Below are 16920 nucleotides of genomic sequence, written 5' to 3' on the forward strand. Positions count from 1 at the left end.
TTAATTTAAAATCAAAAGTAATATCTCTGCATTTGTTTCGTTTTTAGTAAATTACATCTCTGATTTAAAACTGAAAACCATGAAACCAATCTTAATTTTTCTTCTAATAAGTTCATTCTGCTTTTCACAGGAAAAAGAAATTGTAAAAATCCTCAATGATGAACTGAAGAAAGAAATCGAAAATCAATTTCAATATCCCAATTTTGATGGCGATACCTTGACGCTGACAAAAGAATTTTCTATCGATAAAAATAAAATTCTGAGTGTGGAAATCAGGAAGCAGAACGGTTTTCGGACTTATACGGAAAGACAGGAAGTTCATCTGTCCAAAATTTCAGGCATTGGAAAAGACATCAATATTGTCATGAATTCTGACGGAGGAGATGTGATGATCAAATCTAAAAGCATTGACGAAAACAACAATCAGCAAACCCGAAGCACCAACAGCGAAACTTTTTTTACCCATTTGCATTTCAATAACAATGAACATATTGGGAATGATCTTGTGAAAGCCTTTGCCAAAGCCGGATTTCCGATTAAAAAGGTGTATTGGTACGACTGATTTTTATTAATAATTAAATCCAACAGATTACATAAACCTAACGGGTTTTTGAAACATGTTAGATTTGTATTCGAATACATAAAGTTTTCAAAAAATTTAATCATTAAATCATCCTAAAAAAAACGGGTGAAACCGCGGCGGTTTAGTGCAAACTCTTATTCGGGGAAGCAGGATGGCGACGGTTTGGGGCAAAGCTGTTTTTGGCGAAGCCGGAAGTCGGCGGTTTAGCTTCATACTGATTTCTGCGAAGCAAAACGGCGGCGGTTTCGGGCAAACCGATTTTTGGGAAGACTAAACGGCGACGGTTTAGTTAAAACCTATTTTCGATAGTGAAAATTTAGAGTTTTTCTCCTGTGTTTTGTTTAAATTTTTCACAATAATTTTTACAAATCTGCCATAATGTCCTTACATTTGTTTGGAACGAAATTAGTCACTCAAAAGGAAAAGATAATTTAATTACCTATGGATATTAAAAAAGAATTCAGAGATTTCTCTACAAAACATTTAGGAAACAGTGGTCTCGTGACCGATCAGTATATGGGAATGTACGGCCCGACTAACCTTACGCCATATATCATGGAAGAAAGAAGACTAAACGTTGCTCAAATGGACGTGTTTTCACGTTTGATGATGGACAGAATCATCTTCCTTGGAACAGGTATCGACGATCAGGTGGCCAATATCGTGACGGCTCAGCTTTTATTCTTAGAAAGTGCTGACCCTTCTAAAGATATTCAGATTTACATTAATTCTCCTGGTGGAAGCGTTTACGCTGGTTTGGGGATTTATGACACGATGCAGATCATTAAGCCGGACGTTGCAACCATCTGTACCGGAATTGCCGCTTCAATGGGAGCTGTATTATTAGTTGCAGGTGAAAAAGGAAAGCGTTCAGCATTAAAGCATTCAAGAGTGATGATTCACCAGCCAAGCGGTGGTGCACAGGGTGTAGCTTCTGATATGGAAATCAACTTAAGAGAAATGTTGAAACTGAAAAAAGAACTGTACGACATTATTTCTGAGCATTCAGGACAAACCTATGAGTGGGTGGAAAAAGCATCTGACAGAGATTACTGGATGACTTCCACTGAAGCCAAAGATTTTGGTATGGTAGATGAGGTTTTACAGAGATCAAAAGAGAAATAGTTTTAATTTGAAAATTTGACAATGGGATAATTTGAAAATTAATATAATAAAAAAGGGATGTAACTTAAAAATTGCATCCCTTTTTATTTTCAAATTGACGAATTGACGAATTGCCAAATTTTCAAATTAATTAAATCCCTCAATAATTTTAGAGAAATCCTCAACTTTCAACGCTGCTCCTCCAATCAAACCACCATCGATGTCTGGTTGAGAGAAAATTTCTTTTGCGTTATCAGGTTTTACCGAACCGCCGTAAAGAATTGACACTTCGTCAGCTACTTCCTGTCCGTATTTTTCAGCGATAATTCCTCTGATGTGAGCATGAATTTCCTGAGCCTGTTCAGGTGTAGCTGTTTCTCCTGTGCCGATAGCCCAAACAGGTTCGTAAGCGATTACTACTTTTTTAATTTCCTCTGCAGAAAGGGTGAATAAAGCGGTTTCAGTCTGTGTTTTTACAACGTCAAAATGCTGTCCGGCTTTTCTCTGGTCTAAAGTTTCCCCATTACAGTAAACAGGAATCAACCCTCGATCTAAAGCCAGTTTTACTTTTTTGTTACAGCTTTCATCGTTCTCGCCGTGGTACTGTCTTCTTTCAGAATGCCCGATTAGAGTTCCTTCAGCATCGATAGATTCAAGCATATCGACAGAGATTTCTCCGGTGTAAGCGCCACTTTCGTGCGTACTGATGTCCTGAGCAAAAACCCCGATTTCGTCGTTTTCAAAAACGTCTTTTGCCATCATCAGATACAATGCTGGTGGTGCAATCCAAACTTCGCAGTTGGCTTTGTTGCTCATCGTGTATTCAAGCAATTGAGTCATCAGCTGTTGAGCTTCGATTACGTTTTTGTTCATTTTCCAGTTTCCTGCAACTATTTTTCGTCTCATTATATTTATTTTCTATTAGGGTTTAGAATAAATTTTAATTTTTTGCTTCAGCAATTAATTCCTTAAAATTCTTCTCCCTTTAGGATTGGGAAAAAGAAAATTTTTGGGGAATTTCAATCTGCGTGAGATTTACTAATTCAAATTCCAAAGATTTTTCAAAAGCACATAGAAAGTATGCTCCTCATCAGTTACCACTTCATCAGCTTTGATTAATGTTTTAGCGAATTGAATGAAATTCAGACGTTCTTTTTCAGTAGAATCTTCAAGGAAACATCTTCCATGAAATTCAAAATGATCTTTCCATTCTTCAGGTTGCAACAATGCAATGGTTTCCAGTTCGTTATCCAGATTCATTTTAAATGGAAATTCGTCAGCTAAATATTGTTGTACCAACATTCCTTCTTCGGGAGCAAACTCGCCGTCAACAGACGAAAGGATCATCAGTAAGTGATATCCGGCGATTGATTTATTTGATTTTTGCATGCTTTAATAATTTAAGATTTAAAATTTAAGATTTAAAATTTGCCTTTAACAAATATTCTGCTATTTGATGTATTCTTTTGCAGGTTGTTTGTCGATTATTTTTCCGTTTTTTAAAGTTAAAACGAAAGGATTACTTCTGGCAATGGTCTTAATTGCAGTCTCATCCATGATTGCATTTTTCACAGTTTTAAAAGTTGTCGGAATTGTCGAAACACCGTATTTTACTGCGTTTTTATTCAAATTTACTTTTGCTTCAACCTGTTTTAAAAGTTCCGGCGAAACTTCATTTGGATGATACGAGAAAATAATAACTGCTTCCGGAGCGTTCAGAATTTCGTCTGTAAGCACAACAGCATTTGGATCTTCAACTTTGAATTTTGCAATTTCAGATTTGTAACCTTCCTTCACCAGAACAGATTCATTTTTTCCTTCTTCAATTTTCCATGGGGTGTTTTCTGCCCAATATTCTGTCTGCTTGATGTAATCGTCCTGATTTACTTTTCTTACCTCTTTCGTTTTTTCATTTTTCATTGAGTAAAACGTTTTGTATTCAAAAGGGTTTGCAAGGATTTTCTTCTTTTCGGCTTTCAGATCCGTTCCAATTTTGTAGTCTCTGAAGTCGATTAATGGCTCGCTTACAATTCCCATCGTCATAAAATAAATCAAAACTAAAGAACACACACCTAATACAGCGTATTTTATTTTAGCATAAGACCTTGTAGTCTCATTAAAACTGTATTCATCGGTCTTTCTGAATTCTTTGCGATACAGAATAAACACAATTATCAATCCTGCCAAAAGAACAATATCTTTAATAAAACTCTGCCACGGGGTGAATTTGATGGCATCTCCAAAACATCCGCAATCAGTTACCACATTGAAGTAAGCCGAGTAAAATGTAAGGAATCCAAAGAAAACGCACAAAGCGATGAGCGCAGAAAGTATGAATTTAAGTTTGAGTTTCAGTAAAAGCATCAGTCCCAGCCAAAGTTCCAGAACGACCATAATTATAGAAAAAAGCAGCGCGAACTTTTCCAGAAACGGCATGTTGAAAACCGGAGGTTCAAAATATTCTTCCATTTTAAAAGAAAAACCGACCAAATCGACGGCTTTCACAAATCCGGAAAGAATGAAAATAATGGCAATAACGATGCGCAGTAAACCTTTAATCATATTAAATTGTTTTGGTTTCAGATTTTTGTTCTTTTTCAGCAAATTTTATCAGACAGAAAACAGCGTAATTCAACATGTCAAAATAGTTGGCATCCAGACCTTCGGAAACAATGGTTTTTCCCTGATTGTCTTCTATCTGTTTGGTTCTCAAAACTTTTTGATAAATTAAATCGGTAATCGAAGAAATTCTCATATCTCTCCACGCCTCGCCGTAATCATGGTTTTTCTTTTCCATTAAAGCCTGCGCTTCAGCAGCATATTTGTCGTAAAGGCTTAAAATTTCTTCAGGATTTTCATTAAAATCATTGGAAAGACCTTTCTCCAGCTGAATCAATCCGATAATAGAATAATTGACGATGGCAATAAATTCTCCTTCTTCACTTTCGTCAATCATTTTGACGTCTGTCATTTGCAAAGTACGGATTCTGTTGACTTTAATATAAATCTGATCGGTGATAGAGCTCGGCCTTAAAACCCTCCAGGCTGCACCGTAATCGTGCATTTTTTTTCTGAAAAGATCACGGCATTCACCAATGATAAGACCAAACTGTTCTGAAGTTTTTGACATAAATTTTCTTAATCTTTCAAAGATACAAAAATTGATTTTTTTAGTGCTCAACACTTGCACATATTTGATTAGTTTTGCGAAAAGAAAATCATAGATCATTGATGAGTCATCATTCGATAAATTGCAATGGGAGATTGGTAGATTTTAGTTCGCCAAAAATCATGGGAATTCTTAATCTCACTCCCGATTCCTTCTCAGATGGAGGAAAGTTTAATAATGAAATTTCTGCTCTCAGACATGCAGAAAAACTGTTGAAGGATGGTGCAGAAATCATCGATATCGGACCACAGTCTACGAGGCCGAATGCTGAATTTTTGAGTTCTGATGAGGAAATCAAACGTTTAGGAAAAATCATTTCTTCCATCAAAAAAGAGTTTTCGGAAGCTTTGATTTCATTGGATACATTTTATTCTGAAACGGTTAAGTTTGGTTTTGATAAAGGAATCGATTTGGTGAATGATATTTCAGGCGGACAGTTTGATTCTGAAATGTTCAAAACAGTAGCAGAAACCGGACTTCCCTATATTTTGATGCACGTCAATCCTTCGTACGAAACGATGCATGACAAAATTAATTTTCAGGATATCACGTTATCCATCAACCATTATTTCTCTCAAAAAACGGCTGAACTTCTCAATTTGGGTCTGAAAGACATCATCCTCGATCCTGGTTTTGGTTTTGGGAAAACGGTGGAAGATCAGATGAAAATGATTGATGAAACAGAATATTGTGGTTTTGGTAAATATCCTCTACTCATCGGTATTTCAAGGAAATCTTTTATCTACAAACCGTTGGGAAAATCACCTTCAGATATCAATGAAGAAACGCAGAAATTACATTTAAAGGTGTTGAAACAAGGTGCAAAAATACTGCGTGTACACGATGTTGCCGAAGCAAAAAAAACGATTGAAACTTATCAGAACAGATGAAAATTGCATCCTAAAAACTTCCTGACCTTAATTTTTCAAATAAAAACCCCTCAAAATTAAATTTCGAGAGGCTTTATATTACTCATTACCAATTATTCATTACTCATATTTAAAATCCTAAGATTTTAAACTTAAACTGTACCGCAAAATTATCTTTGAAACCTGGCGTGTTATAGTGACCAATGCGGTAAAAGAAACCTAAATTGAATTGAGAAGAAAGGAAATTATTCCATTCCAAACCAACTTCGTTGTACAGATGATCCAGTTTTTGGAAATCAAACTGGTGGAATTCAGGATTTTTCATATCGCCGATGATTCCACGGTAGATCAAATCAAAACTTGAAACATTTTTACCGATACTTTTAAAATACCACGGAATTCTGTGTGTAATATACGTTCCGACAAATTTGTCGCTGTAATATTTTCCGCCTTCCATCGTTGCAAAACCAATGTATGAAGTCAGATTAAAATTAAAACCTGTGCGGCCATTTGCCAATCCGTTCATGGTGAAATTTTTCCAGATCGGTGCGTCTCCTACGATTAAACCACCGTACAGACGAACGCCCGTTACACCGATTTTTGTTTTAAAATTATGCGAAATCAAGGCATCCAATCTGCTGAAATTAAAATCTCCGCCTAAAGTTTTGTAGCCCTGTTCATAATTAAAATAAAATTCAGGAAACTGCTGGTCGTAAGTGTATTTTCCCTGTGAAGTCATGATATTTTTGGAGTTCGGGGAATATTTTAAAGTAATCGTAGACGATGCGAAATCAAATTCTCTTCCTGAATTTTGATAATTGTAATCAAAAAGTGCTTCTTCCGTTGTTCTTTTTGCTGAAACATTTAAGGTCAGACCATTGGTAAGATCATTTTCATAACTTACTTTGAAACCTCGGTAACCATTGAAAACATTGTTGTTAATCGCTACTCCGGAGTTCATCAGTTTCATCCTGAAATTCCAGAGATTTTCTGAAAAACGTCCTGCCGCCATCACATCATCAAAATATTCAACTCTAAAGAACGAATTTTTCTCAAGCGTTGTTTTGATGTCTACACCAGCACCGAATTTGAAATCTTTATCGTAAATTCCATAGGCAAAATAGGCATCCGGAGAAATGTATTTGTTGAATCTTTCGTTCAGTTTTGCTCCTGCACCCAGTCTGAAATGTTCATATTTGTTATATCCGACGATTTTAGACAGATCAAAATCTACCATTCCCAAACGAAGTTTTCCACGAACCAATCCTGCTAATGCTTTTGCTTTTTGGTTGAGTTTGTATTTATTGCTGAGGCTGTCGATTTTGGTGTATGTCGTTTCTTCACGGTCAGAAAGTTCTTCAGTTCTGTACTGATTTATCGTGCTGCCATCGGTATTCTGCACGCTTACGCTATAACCTTTAAAGTTTTTCGGATTGGTTTCCTGATTGGTTTTAAAATCAAAATAATCAGCTGTTGCAAAAGCATAAGTTCCGAATTTCTTTTTCAGGTTTTTCGTTTCTTCGGTATCTTTTTTACTCGATGTTCCATCCAGATTAATGGCTGCGGCTGGCATTTTCAGTTTAAAATCTTCCTTTGTCAAAAACCATTTACCATCAATTGGTTTCCAGATGCTGGTGATGGTTCCGTCGGTCTTCACTTTAGAATTACTTTCAATCTTTTTTAAGGCATAAGACTCTTTATCTACATAGATGTAACCATTAAACTGTCTGTTATTCTGAATTTTTTTGTAACCCACTTCACGAAATCTGATGACGTAATTCTGTCTGCCGTCAATCTCAATAGAATCTGTGAGGAAATAGCGGTAGAGATTTCTGTTTTCCTCTTTTATTTCTCTGGGAATATCACTTCTGTTTGACCGGAAAGCAATCAATTCGTAAATGGGTTCTTTCATTCCCGAGATTTTGTTGTCGAGAATATTTATTTTTTCGCCGTACTTTTCAGAATACATAAATTCTGAGGCTCTTTCCCAGAGAAAAAGTTTGCTTGTTCCAATAAGTTTCATGATGTTTACAGACTCCAGAGAATCTTTTTTCTCATCTGCTTTCATTGGTTTTTCGGGCAGATTCTGTAGAGAATCAATTCTTCTCGTAATGAATGAATTGTAAGCTTTAATGCTGTCTTCATCAATGTCGAGCGATATTTTTTCGTAAGATTTAAAAGAATAGGAGGGAAGGCTTTGAGGCGAATTTTCCTTGTATCTGTTGTTAACTTCACGCAGAATTCTCAATGCTTCAGGGTCACTTTTATTTTCGAGAACTACGGTCTGTATGTTTTTCGTTTTGGGGTCTTCAGTGCTTAAAAAAATCTCCATCACTTTGTCTACCACAACTTCATCTTCATAAAATCCTTTTGCAGAAACATCGGCTTTTTTGCATTTTGTTTTAAATTCAAGTTCTCCGGAAGTATTGGTTTTGCCTAAAATGGTTTTACCGCATTTTACGGTTGCGCCGGAAATAGGTTGCTGGTTTGCTGCGTTTTTAACGATGATTTTTGACTGCGAATGTAATGTCGCACAAAATACCGCAAACATGAAAATAAAGATTTTTTGCATAAATTTTTAAATGGTGTTTAAGTAAATCTTTCTGCTGAAAGACCTACCTTTTGCCTAAGAAAAAACAATGCCACAAAATAGGAGTGTTAGTTTTAAACTGAATTTTTAGTTTAAATGAGAAAGTTTTTCAGTGAACTGTTTTGAAAATTCTTTACGGTCTTCATCCAGTTTTTCCTTGGTCTCAGGCAAAACATAGTTGAACAGAAGGGTGTCATCTTCATTTAAAAAAATAATTTCTTTTTCTTCACCATCAATCATCTGAGCGAAAATTTCCCACATGGAAACATCTCTCAGTTTTAAAGTTTCAAAAAATGGATCGGCCTTTATTTCTATTGATTTCATTGTAGATTGTATTGAGTGCAAAGCTAAAAATTTCATTTTAAATTTAAAATTGCAGAAGTTTCAGCTTAAACTGAAGAGCGAAATTTTCTTTAAAATTCCCAGTCGTGTAATATCCAACACGATAGAAAAGCCCGAGATTGAAATAACTTGAAAGAAAATTGTTCCATTCCAGACCGACCTCCTGATAGAGTTTGTCGAGCTGCTGATACTCAAACTGATGATTTTGTGGCCTTTTCATTGCGCCCAATGTTCCTCTCAAAACCAGATCCACGCTTGAAACATTCTGCCCGAAACTTTTGAAATACCAAGGCAACTGATGCGTAAAATAGTAGGCGATAAACCTGTCGTTATAGTATTTTCCACCTTCCAGCGTTGCAAAACCGAGGAATGAAGTCAGGTTAAAATTCAGGTCTCGGCTGTTGGAAGCCATCCCGTTCATGGTAAAGTTTTTCCAGATCGGTGCATCGCCGAAAACCATTCCTCCATAAAGTCTGAAACCTGTAGTTCCGATTAAAGTTTTAAAATTATGAATGAAAAGCGCATCAAATCGGGTGTAATTGAAATCTCCGCCAAAAGCATTGAAACTTTTTTCAAAATTAAAGTACAGCTCAGGATTTCTCTGTTCCACAATCGATTTTCCCTGCGGCGTCATTATATTTGTAGAATTCGGAGAATATTTCAGCGTAAAAAGTGTGTTGAAATTGTGAAACCCAGCTCCTTCATTTCTGAAATTGTAATCAAACTGAGCTTCCTCAAAATTTCTTCTCGCTGCAAAAGCCAAAGTCAAACCATTGGAAACATCATTTAAATAAGAAACGGAAACCCCTTTGTGATGGTAATATTTATCATTATTGATGTTATTTCCGTAGTTCATCATCCGCATTTTGAAATTCCAGAGCCGGCGGTGGAATTCTCCTGAAGCAAAAACATCATCAGTATATTCTACTCTGAAAAACGAATTTTTCTCCAGAGTTGTTTTAAAATCAATCCCTAAACCGTATTTCCATGAATCGTCTTTGAAACCGTATGCCACATAATAATCCGGCGATACGTAAGCGTCAAAATTTTCATTTACTTTGGCTTTCAGGCCAAGTCTCAAACCTTCGTAAAGGTTGTAATTGACCAGTTCGCCCACATCAAAATCCAGACTTTTTAGTCTGATTTGCCCGTTGATCAATCCTGTGGCAAATTTGGCTTTGCTGTCGATTCTGTAAATTTTCCCGAGACTGTCTATGGTTTTGTAGGTACGCATTTCACGGTCGCTCAGTGGTCTGGTTCGGTATTGATCAAGTGTTTTTCCGTCAGCGTTTTTGAGGTTATACGTGTAACCTTTAAAGTCACTTTTATGCTCCTCAATAGGCGACTGAAAATCGAAATATTCGGCATAAAGATAAGCGTAGGTTCCGAAGCTTTTCCTGATCTTTTTCTGGCTGCGTTTTTCAGCGCTGTTATCCTGCTCAGATTCTTCTTCCATCACCATTCTGCTCATTTCGAGCTTCACTCTTTCCTCAATCAGAAACCATTTTGAATTGAAATAAGTCCATGTGCTGGAGATTTTACTTTCATCATTTTCTTTGCTGAGGCTTTCAATTTTTTTTATTCCGAATGTCTGTGTGTCAATATAAACGGTTCCGGTAAATTTTCTCTTTTTGATGGGCTTTTTGTAGCTTACTTCCCTGAAATTAATAACAAAAGTTTTTCTGCCAACCAGTTCGATTGTATCTGAAAGAAAAAAATGATAAAGACTGCGGTTTTCCTGTGTGATCTGATGTGGAATCTTGTTTCTGTTGCTCTGAAGCGTGATCAGTTCGTTGATGGGTTGTTTTAAACCTGAAATTCTGTTGTCCAGAATGTTTACTTTTTCACCAAACCTTTTGGAATATTTAAATTCCTGTGCACGTTCCCAAAGAAAAAGTTTGCTTTTGGAGAAAATCTGTCTTGCCGAAATATCGCTTAGCGAATCACGTTTTTTTTTGTTGAATAAATGGATGTTTTTATTGAAAGCTTCCTTAAAATTGGAGATGCTGTCCTGATCAATATCGAGAGAGACCTTTTCGTAGGCTTTATAACTGTAAGAATTGAGGCTTCGGGGTGAATTGAAATAGTAAAGCCGGTCTGCCTTCCTGAGAATTTCAAGTGCCTTTGGATCACTTTTATTTTCCAGAATCACTGTTTCAATTTCCTGAATTTTTTCGTTTTCAGAGTTTACAGTTTTGCTCTTCGATTGAGAATAACCAAAAATAACCATACACAAAGAAAGAAACGTGAAAAAACTTTTCATACAAAATTGCGCCTCAAAATTAAGGATATCGATTAGATTTTGAGACTTTTAAATTATAAATTTTTGTCAATGAAAGTTAAAATGATATTATAAACAGTGAAATTTTTTTTGACTTTATAAAGTGAGAAAATTATTTGTTCAGTCTGTTTTTTAAGTCCATCTGTTCATGCAGAATCCTTGTTATCTCTATTGAATTGTCGTTTAGTTTTCTGTAAAAGATGATATGTCGCATAGTTTTCAATCCATAAAGATCGTTTCTGATTTCTGAATAATTTCTTCCGATCTCAGGATGATCAGCAATTTGCTGAAAACTTTCAAGCAACATTTTATAATACAAATCGGCTTGTTTTTCAGACCATTTTTCATAAGTGTAATTCCAGATATCAGTTAAATCATCTACTGCTTCATTGGTCAAATTATACTTTGCCATGATTCAGTTTTTTAGATTTTAAATCTTTAAGATGTTTTTCCGGATCGAAATCAGAAGCAATTCCGCTGTCTATGCCTTTCTCTATTGCCTTTTTCAATGCTATAGCTTTGCTTTCTTCGTCTTCCAGCAATCGAAGTCCGGCGCGAATAACTTCACTGACATTTTTATAGCGACCTGATGAAATCTGACTGTTTACAAAATGATCAAAATAATTCCCAAGTGATACTGATGTATTTTTCATATTTTTTAAATTATTCTCAAAGTTACCAAAAATTGGTAAAATTACAAATCAACATAAAAGTTTTGACCTCATTTAAAGGTAGATACGTTAAAATAATTCTTTAAAAAAATATAAAATATAATTTAAAACTGAAGATATCGTACCACAAGAATAAGATAGCATAAAAATAGCTTGTGATATTTCGGTTTTTAGCATTATTTTTGATGAGCAAGCCACACATTCCAATCAGAATTAATACTTATGATCTTAATCGTAGATGATAATGAGAATAATCTTTTCTCTCTTAAAAAACTGTTGCAGTCACAGGACTTCCCTGTAGATACGGCATCTTCGGGAGAGGAAGCTCTTACCAAAGCTTTAAAAAAAACATACTCGCTTATCATCCTTGATGTTCAGATGCCTGATATGGACGGTTTTGAAGTAGCCGAAACTCTTTCAGGATACAGCAAAACAAAGGAAATTCCTATTATTTTTCTCTCTGCGGTCAATACCGATAAAAGATTCATTGCAAAAGGCTATGCCTCCGGTGGAATCGATTACGTTACCAAGCCTGTTGATCCTGAAATTTTAATGCTCAAGGTGAAAACCTTTAATAATATTCAAGAGCAGAGTATGGCGCTCAAAAAAAATCAGCAGAGCCTTGAACTTGAAATTAAAGGCCGCCGGGAAATGCAGGTAAGCATGAAATCCCGAATCGACCACTTTCATCTGATGCTTGAAGCGCTGCCACAGATTGCTTTTACTTTAAACCAAAACGGAGACGTAGATTTCGTCAATAGAAAATGGTATGAGTATTCAGATAAAGAGACAGAATTTCCGGAAACCCACGTTGATGATGTGGATATCCCTGAAGAATCCGAGCGTTTCCGGAAAAAGAAAAAAGCTTTCGAGCTTGAAGCGAGAATAAAAAATCTGCAATCCGGTGAGTTTAGATATCATTTGCTGAAAATGTCTCCGGTTTTGGAAGGTGAAGTGGTAAAAAACTGGGTCGGAACCTTTACGGATATTGAAGATCAGAAAAAAGTAGAAAAAGAAAAAGATGAGTTTTTAAGTATCGCAAGTCATGAGCTTAAAACGCCGCTTACAAGCATTAAAGCCTATATTCAGCTGTTGGTAAGGAAACTGAAACTTGCACCGGACTGTGCTGAATCAGGCTATCTCAATAGGACTCAGGATCAGATTGATAAACTCAATAATCTGATTACCGATCTTCTGGATGTATCTAAAATTGACAACGGGAAACTGAAAATCAACCGTCAGTCTGCCAATCTTGAAAACGTAATTCAGAATGCGATAGACACTATTATTCAGACGCATGATCATCTTGATTTAAAAATTGACTGGCACGGGAAAAGACCGAGTCAGCCTTTTCTTTTTGATGCGGTGAGAGTAGAGCAGGTGATTATTAATTTTTTAACCAATGCTATAAAATATTCTCCGAAAAACAACCAGATTATCATCAGTACTTTTGCGGATGATGATGAAGTGAAAGTAAGCGTTACAGATTTTGGGATTGGTATTCCTGAATTTAAGCAGGATGCGGTCTTCAAGAAATTTTACAGGGTTGAAGAATCTTCGGTGCAGTTTCAGGGCATGGGAATCGGGCTCTACATCTGTGCAGAGATTATCAAACAGCATCACGGAAACATTGGTCTTTCGAGCATTGTAAATGAAGGTTCCACTTTTTATTTCACACTTCCTTTAAATTAATTTATGGCTAAAAAATTCCTGAGAAATTTACAATACGGCGTTGGTTTTTCACTTTTAGTATTGATTTTGAGCTCTGTAGCATCATTTTTCAGCTATCAGCGTCAGATCAACAACAGAGAAGAACTTTCAAAAAGCAAACGTGCCATCACCGCAATGAAAGACGTGATGATCGCACTTTTAGATGCTGAAACCGGTAACAGAGGTTATCAGCTCACAGGAAAATCAAATTTTCTTGAGCCCTATAATGCGAGCATTGCAGCTCTTCCCAAGGCAATGGAAAATGCCAATGAGCAGGAGGTTACAGATACCAGTCAGTTAAAAAGAATTGCTGCGCTGGAAGACAATGTCAACAACAGAATAAGCAAATTAAAATATTATGTAGACCGTCGAAAAACGGGTATCATGATGTCTGAAGCAGAAATGCTCTCGGGAAAAGTAGATATGGACAACTGCCGTAAAATCGTCAGGGAATTTGTACAGTACGAAGAAGGAGTTCTGGCCAGAAAAGACAGAAACCTCAATACATCTACTACTACAACGATTATTTTTATTCTTTTCTCTACTTTCGCTGCGGTTGTGGTAACTATTTTCTTTTACTTTAAACTGAAAAATGATCTTTTAAGAAGAGAAAAACTTGAGCGTCAGCTGAAATCCAAAGATCATGAGATCTCCCGAAGAGTCAACGCCATTAAGGAAATTGCCAACAGGGTGGCACAGGGAGATTACAGCCAAAAGTCGTCAGATAATTCTCAGGACGATTTGGGTGACCTTGTAGAATCTCTCAACAACATGACAGATTCTCTTAAAAATTCGTTCGATGTCATCAATGCCAGCGACTGGCGACAAAAAGGCCTTGCTGCACTGAACGAATCTTTAGTTGGAAACAAAACCCTGAGGGATGTTTCTCAGGAGTCTTTGAAACAGTTAATAGGATACGGAAACTGCATCAACGGTGCGATTTATTTGTTAGAGGACGGAGTTTTAAAACTTTCTCACGCTTTAGGTCTTGAGAAATCGATGAAACCGGTATTCGAATCTGGAGAAGGCATGATTGGTCAGGCTTTTCTGAATAAAAAGGTTAAGGTTTTCAATGATTTAAATGAAGAAAATTTTACGGCTACTTTTGCCGGAACTGATTTGAAAATCAAAAGCATTGTTTTGCTGCCGATCATGTCGGGAAGGCAGATTTATGGTGTGATTGAGCTTTCGTCATCAGAAAATTTTAATGAAAATACTCTTCAGTATTTTACCGAAAGTGCAGGAAATATCGCTGTAGCCATCAACGCAGCAAGAGGCCGCGAAAAAGAACAGCGTCTTTTGGAGGAAACTCAGACGCAGGCAGAAGAATTACAGGTACAACATTCTGAACTTGAGTCTCTGAACACTGAACTGGAAGCCCAAACACAAAAACTTCAGGCTTCGGAAGAAGAATTAAAGGTTCAGCAGGAAGAATTAATGCAGATCAATGCCGAGCTGGAGGAGCGGTCAAGAAGTCTTGAAGAGAAAAATCATCTGATTGCCGAAAGAAATATTGAAATTCAGAAAAAAGCTGAAGAATTGGCTTTAAGCACAAAATACAAATCTGAATTCTTGGCAAACATGTCCCACGAATTGAGAACTCCGTTAAATTCCATCCTACTTCTGTCGAGGTTAATGGCTGAAAATTCTGAAGAAAATCTCAGTGAAGACCAGATAGAATCGGCGAAAGTGATTCAGAGTTCGGGAACGAGCCTTTTGGAACTGATTGACGAAATTCTTGATTTGGCCAAAATAGAATCCGGAAAAATGAGTCTTGAATATGTGTCTGTCAACTTGAACGAAGTAGCTCAGGACATGAAAAAGATGTTCCAGCCGCTCATTCGTGAGAAAGGTCTGGAATTTAATATTAATATTTCCGGTGAAGCCTCCAGTCAGATCGAAACAGACCGGATGAGGCTCGATCAGGTGTTGAGAAATCTTCTTTCCAACGCATTAAAATTCACTTCTGAAGGACAGATAGATTTAGATATACTTCCGCATCAGCAAAGGAAAGATTTTATTATCTTTAAAGTTAAAGATTCAGGAATTGGAATTCCTAAAGATAAGCAGGCGGTTATTTTTGAAGCCTTCCAGCAGGCCGACGGCTCTACCCGAAGAAAATTTGGAGGCACAGGACTTGGTCTTTCCATCAGCCGTGAAATTGCAAAACTTTTAGGCGGAGAACTGGTTCTTGAAAGTGAACCGGATTCAGGAAGTGAGTTCAGTTTAATCATTCCTGTGAAAAAATCAGGAAAAAATGTTCATCAGACCGTAGAAAAGGAGCTTTTGGATGTGATTCACACCGATGTTGAAGAGATTATCAATCTGGCTGAAGGTTCCTCTGATGCAGCAAAAGTTTTCACCCAGCCGGTACACATTATTCCTGACGAGATAGATGATGACCGGAACAATATTAATGAAGACGATAAGGTAATTCTGATCGTTGAAGATGATACCAATTTTGCTAAGGCATTATTAAAATATTCAAGAAGAAACGGCTATAAAGCTGTGGCGGTTGTGCGTGGCGACCATGCTTTGGAGGCTGCTAAAAAATACAGACCTGTCGCTATTCTTCTGGACGTTCAGCTGCCTGTGATGGACGGCTGGCAGGCGATGGAAGCATTGAAATCTGATCCCGCGGTAAAAAATATTCCGGTGCACATGATGTCTGTTTTGCAGGTGAAGAAAGAAAGTCTGATGAAAGGTGCCATTGATTTTATTTCAAAACCAGTCGCTTTGGATCAGATGTCTGAAGTTTTCAGAAAACTGGAAGATGCCTTAAAGAAATCCCCAAAAGTTTTAATTGTTGAGGAAAATGCAAAACATGCTTCGGCGTTGTCTTATTTCCTGAGCAATTTTAACATTTCACTTTCAGTAGAAAATAATGTGGAAGACAGTGTGAAGGCTTTAACTCAAAATGACGCAGACTGTGTAATTTTAGATGTGGGAGCTTCCAAAGGCAATGAGTATCAGATTATCGAAGAAATTAAAAGCTACGAAGGTCTTGAAGATCTTCCGATCATTATTTTTACCGAAAGAAGCATGTCTGCCGGTGAAGAACTGAAAATCAGAGAGTATGCAGATTCAATCGTGGTGAAAACTGCTCATTCTTATCAGAGAATTTTGGATGAAGTAGGGCTTTTCCTGCATTTGGTAAAAGAAAAAAATACTCAGGAAAATTATTCTTCAGGTAAAAATTTAGGGTCACTTTCAGAAGTTTTAAACGGAAAAAAAATACTGATTACCGATGACGACGCCCGAAATATCTTTTCGTTAAGCAAAGCTTTGGAAAAATATCAGGTGGAGGTTGTTGTTGCAATGGACGGTAAACAGGCATTGGAACAGATGGCAGTAAATGCCGATATAGACGTGGTTTTGATGGATATGATGATGCCTGAAATGGACGGTTACGAAACCATCAGGCAAATCAGAAAAGATCATAAATATTCAAGGTTGCCGATAATTGCGGTGACGGCAAAATCTATGGCAGGTGACCGTCAGAAATGTATTGATGCAGGTGCTTCAGACTATATTTCAAAACCTGTGGATCTTGATCAGTTATTGTCTCTTCTGAGGGTTTGGCTTTACGAAAATTAATTTT

Annotated in this window: 15 protein-coding genes; 6 read left to right on the forward strand and 9 right to left on the reverse strand. The window is 36.7% G+C overall.

The features are described from left to right. Nucleotides 1-79: 79 nt before the first annotated feature. The 3 genes from NG809_RS14600 (at nucleotide 80) to clpP (ending at nucleotide 1708) form a co-directional block, all read left to right on the forward strand. A complete protein-coding gene (locus NG809_RS14600) occupies nucleotides 80-562 on the forward strand; it encodes a hypothetical protein (RefSeq protein WP_262151842.1) in 483 nt (160 codons plus the stop codon). Nucleotides 563-707: 145 nt separating this feature from the next. Next, nucleotides 708-857 carry a hypothetical protein gene (locus NG809_RS14605; protein ID WP_262151843.1) on the forward strand — a complete coding sequence of 50 codons (150 nt, stop codon included), beginning with the start codon at nucleotides 708-710 and terminating at the stop codon, nucleotides 855-857. Nucleotides 858-1024: 167 nt separating this feature from the next. After that, nucleotides 1025-1708 (forward strand): ATP-dependent Clp endopeptidase proteolytic subunit ClpP, encoded by a 684-nt coding sequence (clpP, locus tag NG809_RS14610; RefSeq protein ID WP_262151845.1) that lies wholly within the window; start codon nucleotides 1025-1027, stop codon nucleotides 1706-1708. A 126-nt stretch (nucleotides 1709-1834) separates the two neighbouring features. On the opposite strand, the gene tpiA is transcribed toward clpP, so the two are convergent. The 4 genes from tpiA to NG809_RS14630 all read right to left on the reverse strand — a co-directional run bounded on the left by tpiA (nucleotide 1835) and on the right by NG809_RS14630 (nucleotide 4817). Then, nucleotides 1835-2593 carry a triose-phosphate isomerase gene (gene tpiA, locus NG809_RS14615; protein ID WP_262151847.1) on the reverse strand — a complete coding sequence of 253 codons (759 nt, stop codon included), beginning with the start codon at nucleotides 2591-2593 and terminating at the stop codon, nucleotides 1835-1837. A 132-nt stretch (nucleotides 2594-2725) separates the two neighbouring features. Next, nucleotides 2726-3076: a tellurite resistance TerB family protein gene (locus tag NG809_RS14620; RefSeq protein ID WP_262151849.1), complete on the reverse strand. Its 351-nt coding sequence runs from the start codon at nucleotides 3074-3076 to the stop codon at nucleotides 2726-2728. Nucleotides 3077-3136: 60 nt separating this feature from the next. Then, the gene (locus tag NG809_RS14625) at nucleotides 3137-4249 is read right to left on the reverse strand and encodes a BT_3928 family protein (RefSeq protein WP_262151851.1); all 1113 of its coding nucleotides are present in this window, start codon (nucleotides 4247-4249) and stop codon (nucleotides 3137-3139) included. Nucleotide 4250: 1 nt separating this feature from the next. Next, nucleotides 4251-4817, reverse strand: coding sequence for a DUF1599 domain-containing protein (locus NG809_RS14630; RefSeq protein WP_262151853.1), 567 nt, complete (start codon nucleotides 4815-4817; stop codon nucleotides 4251-4253). Between the two features lie 101 nt (nucleotides 4818-4918). Between NG809_RS14630 and folP the strand changes: the two genes are divergently transcribed. Next, a complete protein-coding gene (gene folP / locus NG809_RS14635) occupies nucleotides 4919-5746 on the forward strand; it encodes a dihydropteroate synthase (protein ID WP_262151855.1) in 828 nt (275 codons plus the stop codon). Between the two features lie 109 nt (nucleotides 5747-5855). On the opposite strand, the gene NG809_RS14640 is transcribed toward folP, so the two are convergent. The 5 genes from NG809_RS14640 to NG809_RS14660 form a co-directional block, all read right to left on the reverse strand. After that, complete coding sequence (locus NG809_RS14640) at nucleotides 5856-8297, reverse strand: DUF5686 family protein (RefSeq protein ID WP_262151857.1); 2442 nt, start codon at nucleotides 8295-8297, stop codon at nucleotides 5856-5858. Nucleotides 8298-8402: 105 nt separating this feature from the next. Then, nucleotides 8403-8639 (reverse strand): hypothetical protein, encoded by a 237-nt coding sequence (locus tag NG809_RS14645; protein WP_262151859.1) that lies wholly within the window; start codon nucleotides 8637-8639, stop codon nucleotides 8403-8405. A 43-nt stretch (nucleotides 8640-8682) separates the two neighbouring features. Continuing rightward, the gene (locus NG809_RS14650; RefSeq protein ID WP_262151860.1) at nucleotides 8683-10920 is read right to left on the reverse strand and encodes a hypothetical protein; all 2238 of its coding nucleotides are present in this window, start codon (nucleotides 10918-10920) and stop codon (nucleotides 8683-8685) included. Between the two features lie 130 nt (nucleotides 10921-11050). Next, nucleotides 11051-11350 (reverse strand): type II toxin-antitoxin system RelE/ParE family toxin, encoded by a 300-nt coding sequence (locus NG809_RS14655; RefSeq protein ID WP_262151861.1) that lies wholly within the window; start codon nucleotides 11348-11350, stop codon nucleotides 11051-11053. Beyond that, complete coding sequence (locus NG809_RS14660) at nucleotides 11337-11591, reverse strand: type II toxin-antitoxin system ParD family antitoxin (RefSeq protein WP_262151862.1); 255 nt, start codon at nucleotides 11589-11591, stop codon at nucleotides 11337-11339. The genes NG809_RS14655 and NG809_RS14660 overlap by 14 nt, the downstream gene beginning before the upstream one ends. A gap of 240 nt (nucleotides 11592-11831) precedes the next feature. On the opposite strand from NG809_RS14660, the gene NG809_RS14665 reads away from it, so the two are divergent. Together NG809_RS14665 and NG809_RS14670 are read left to right on the forward strand one after the other, a co-directional pair. After that, nucleotides 11832-13301: a hybrid sensor histidine kinase/response regulator gene (locus NG809_RS14665; RefSeq protein ID WP_262151864.1), complete on the forward strand. Its 1470-nt coding sequence runs from the start codon at nucleotides 11832-11834 to the stop codon at nucleotides 13299-13301. A gap of 3 nt (nucleotides 13302-13304) precedes the next feature. Further along, the gene (locus NG809_RS14670) at nucleotides 13305-16916 is read left to right on the forward strand and encodes a response regulator (protein WP_262151866.1); all 3612 of its coding nucleotides are present in this window, start codon (nucleotides 13305-13307) and stop codon (nucleotides 16914-16916) included. The last annotated feature ends 4 nt before the right edge of the window (nucleotides 16917-16920 follow it).

Source organism: Chryseobacterium foetidum (assembly GCF_025457425.1).
In the GTDB taxonomy this organism is placed as follows: Bacteria; Bacteroidota; Bacteroidia; order Flavobacteriales; family Weeksellaceae; genus Chryseobacterium; species Chryseobacterium foetidum.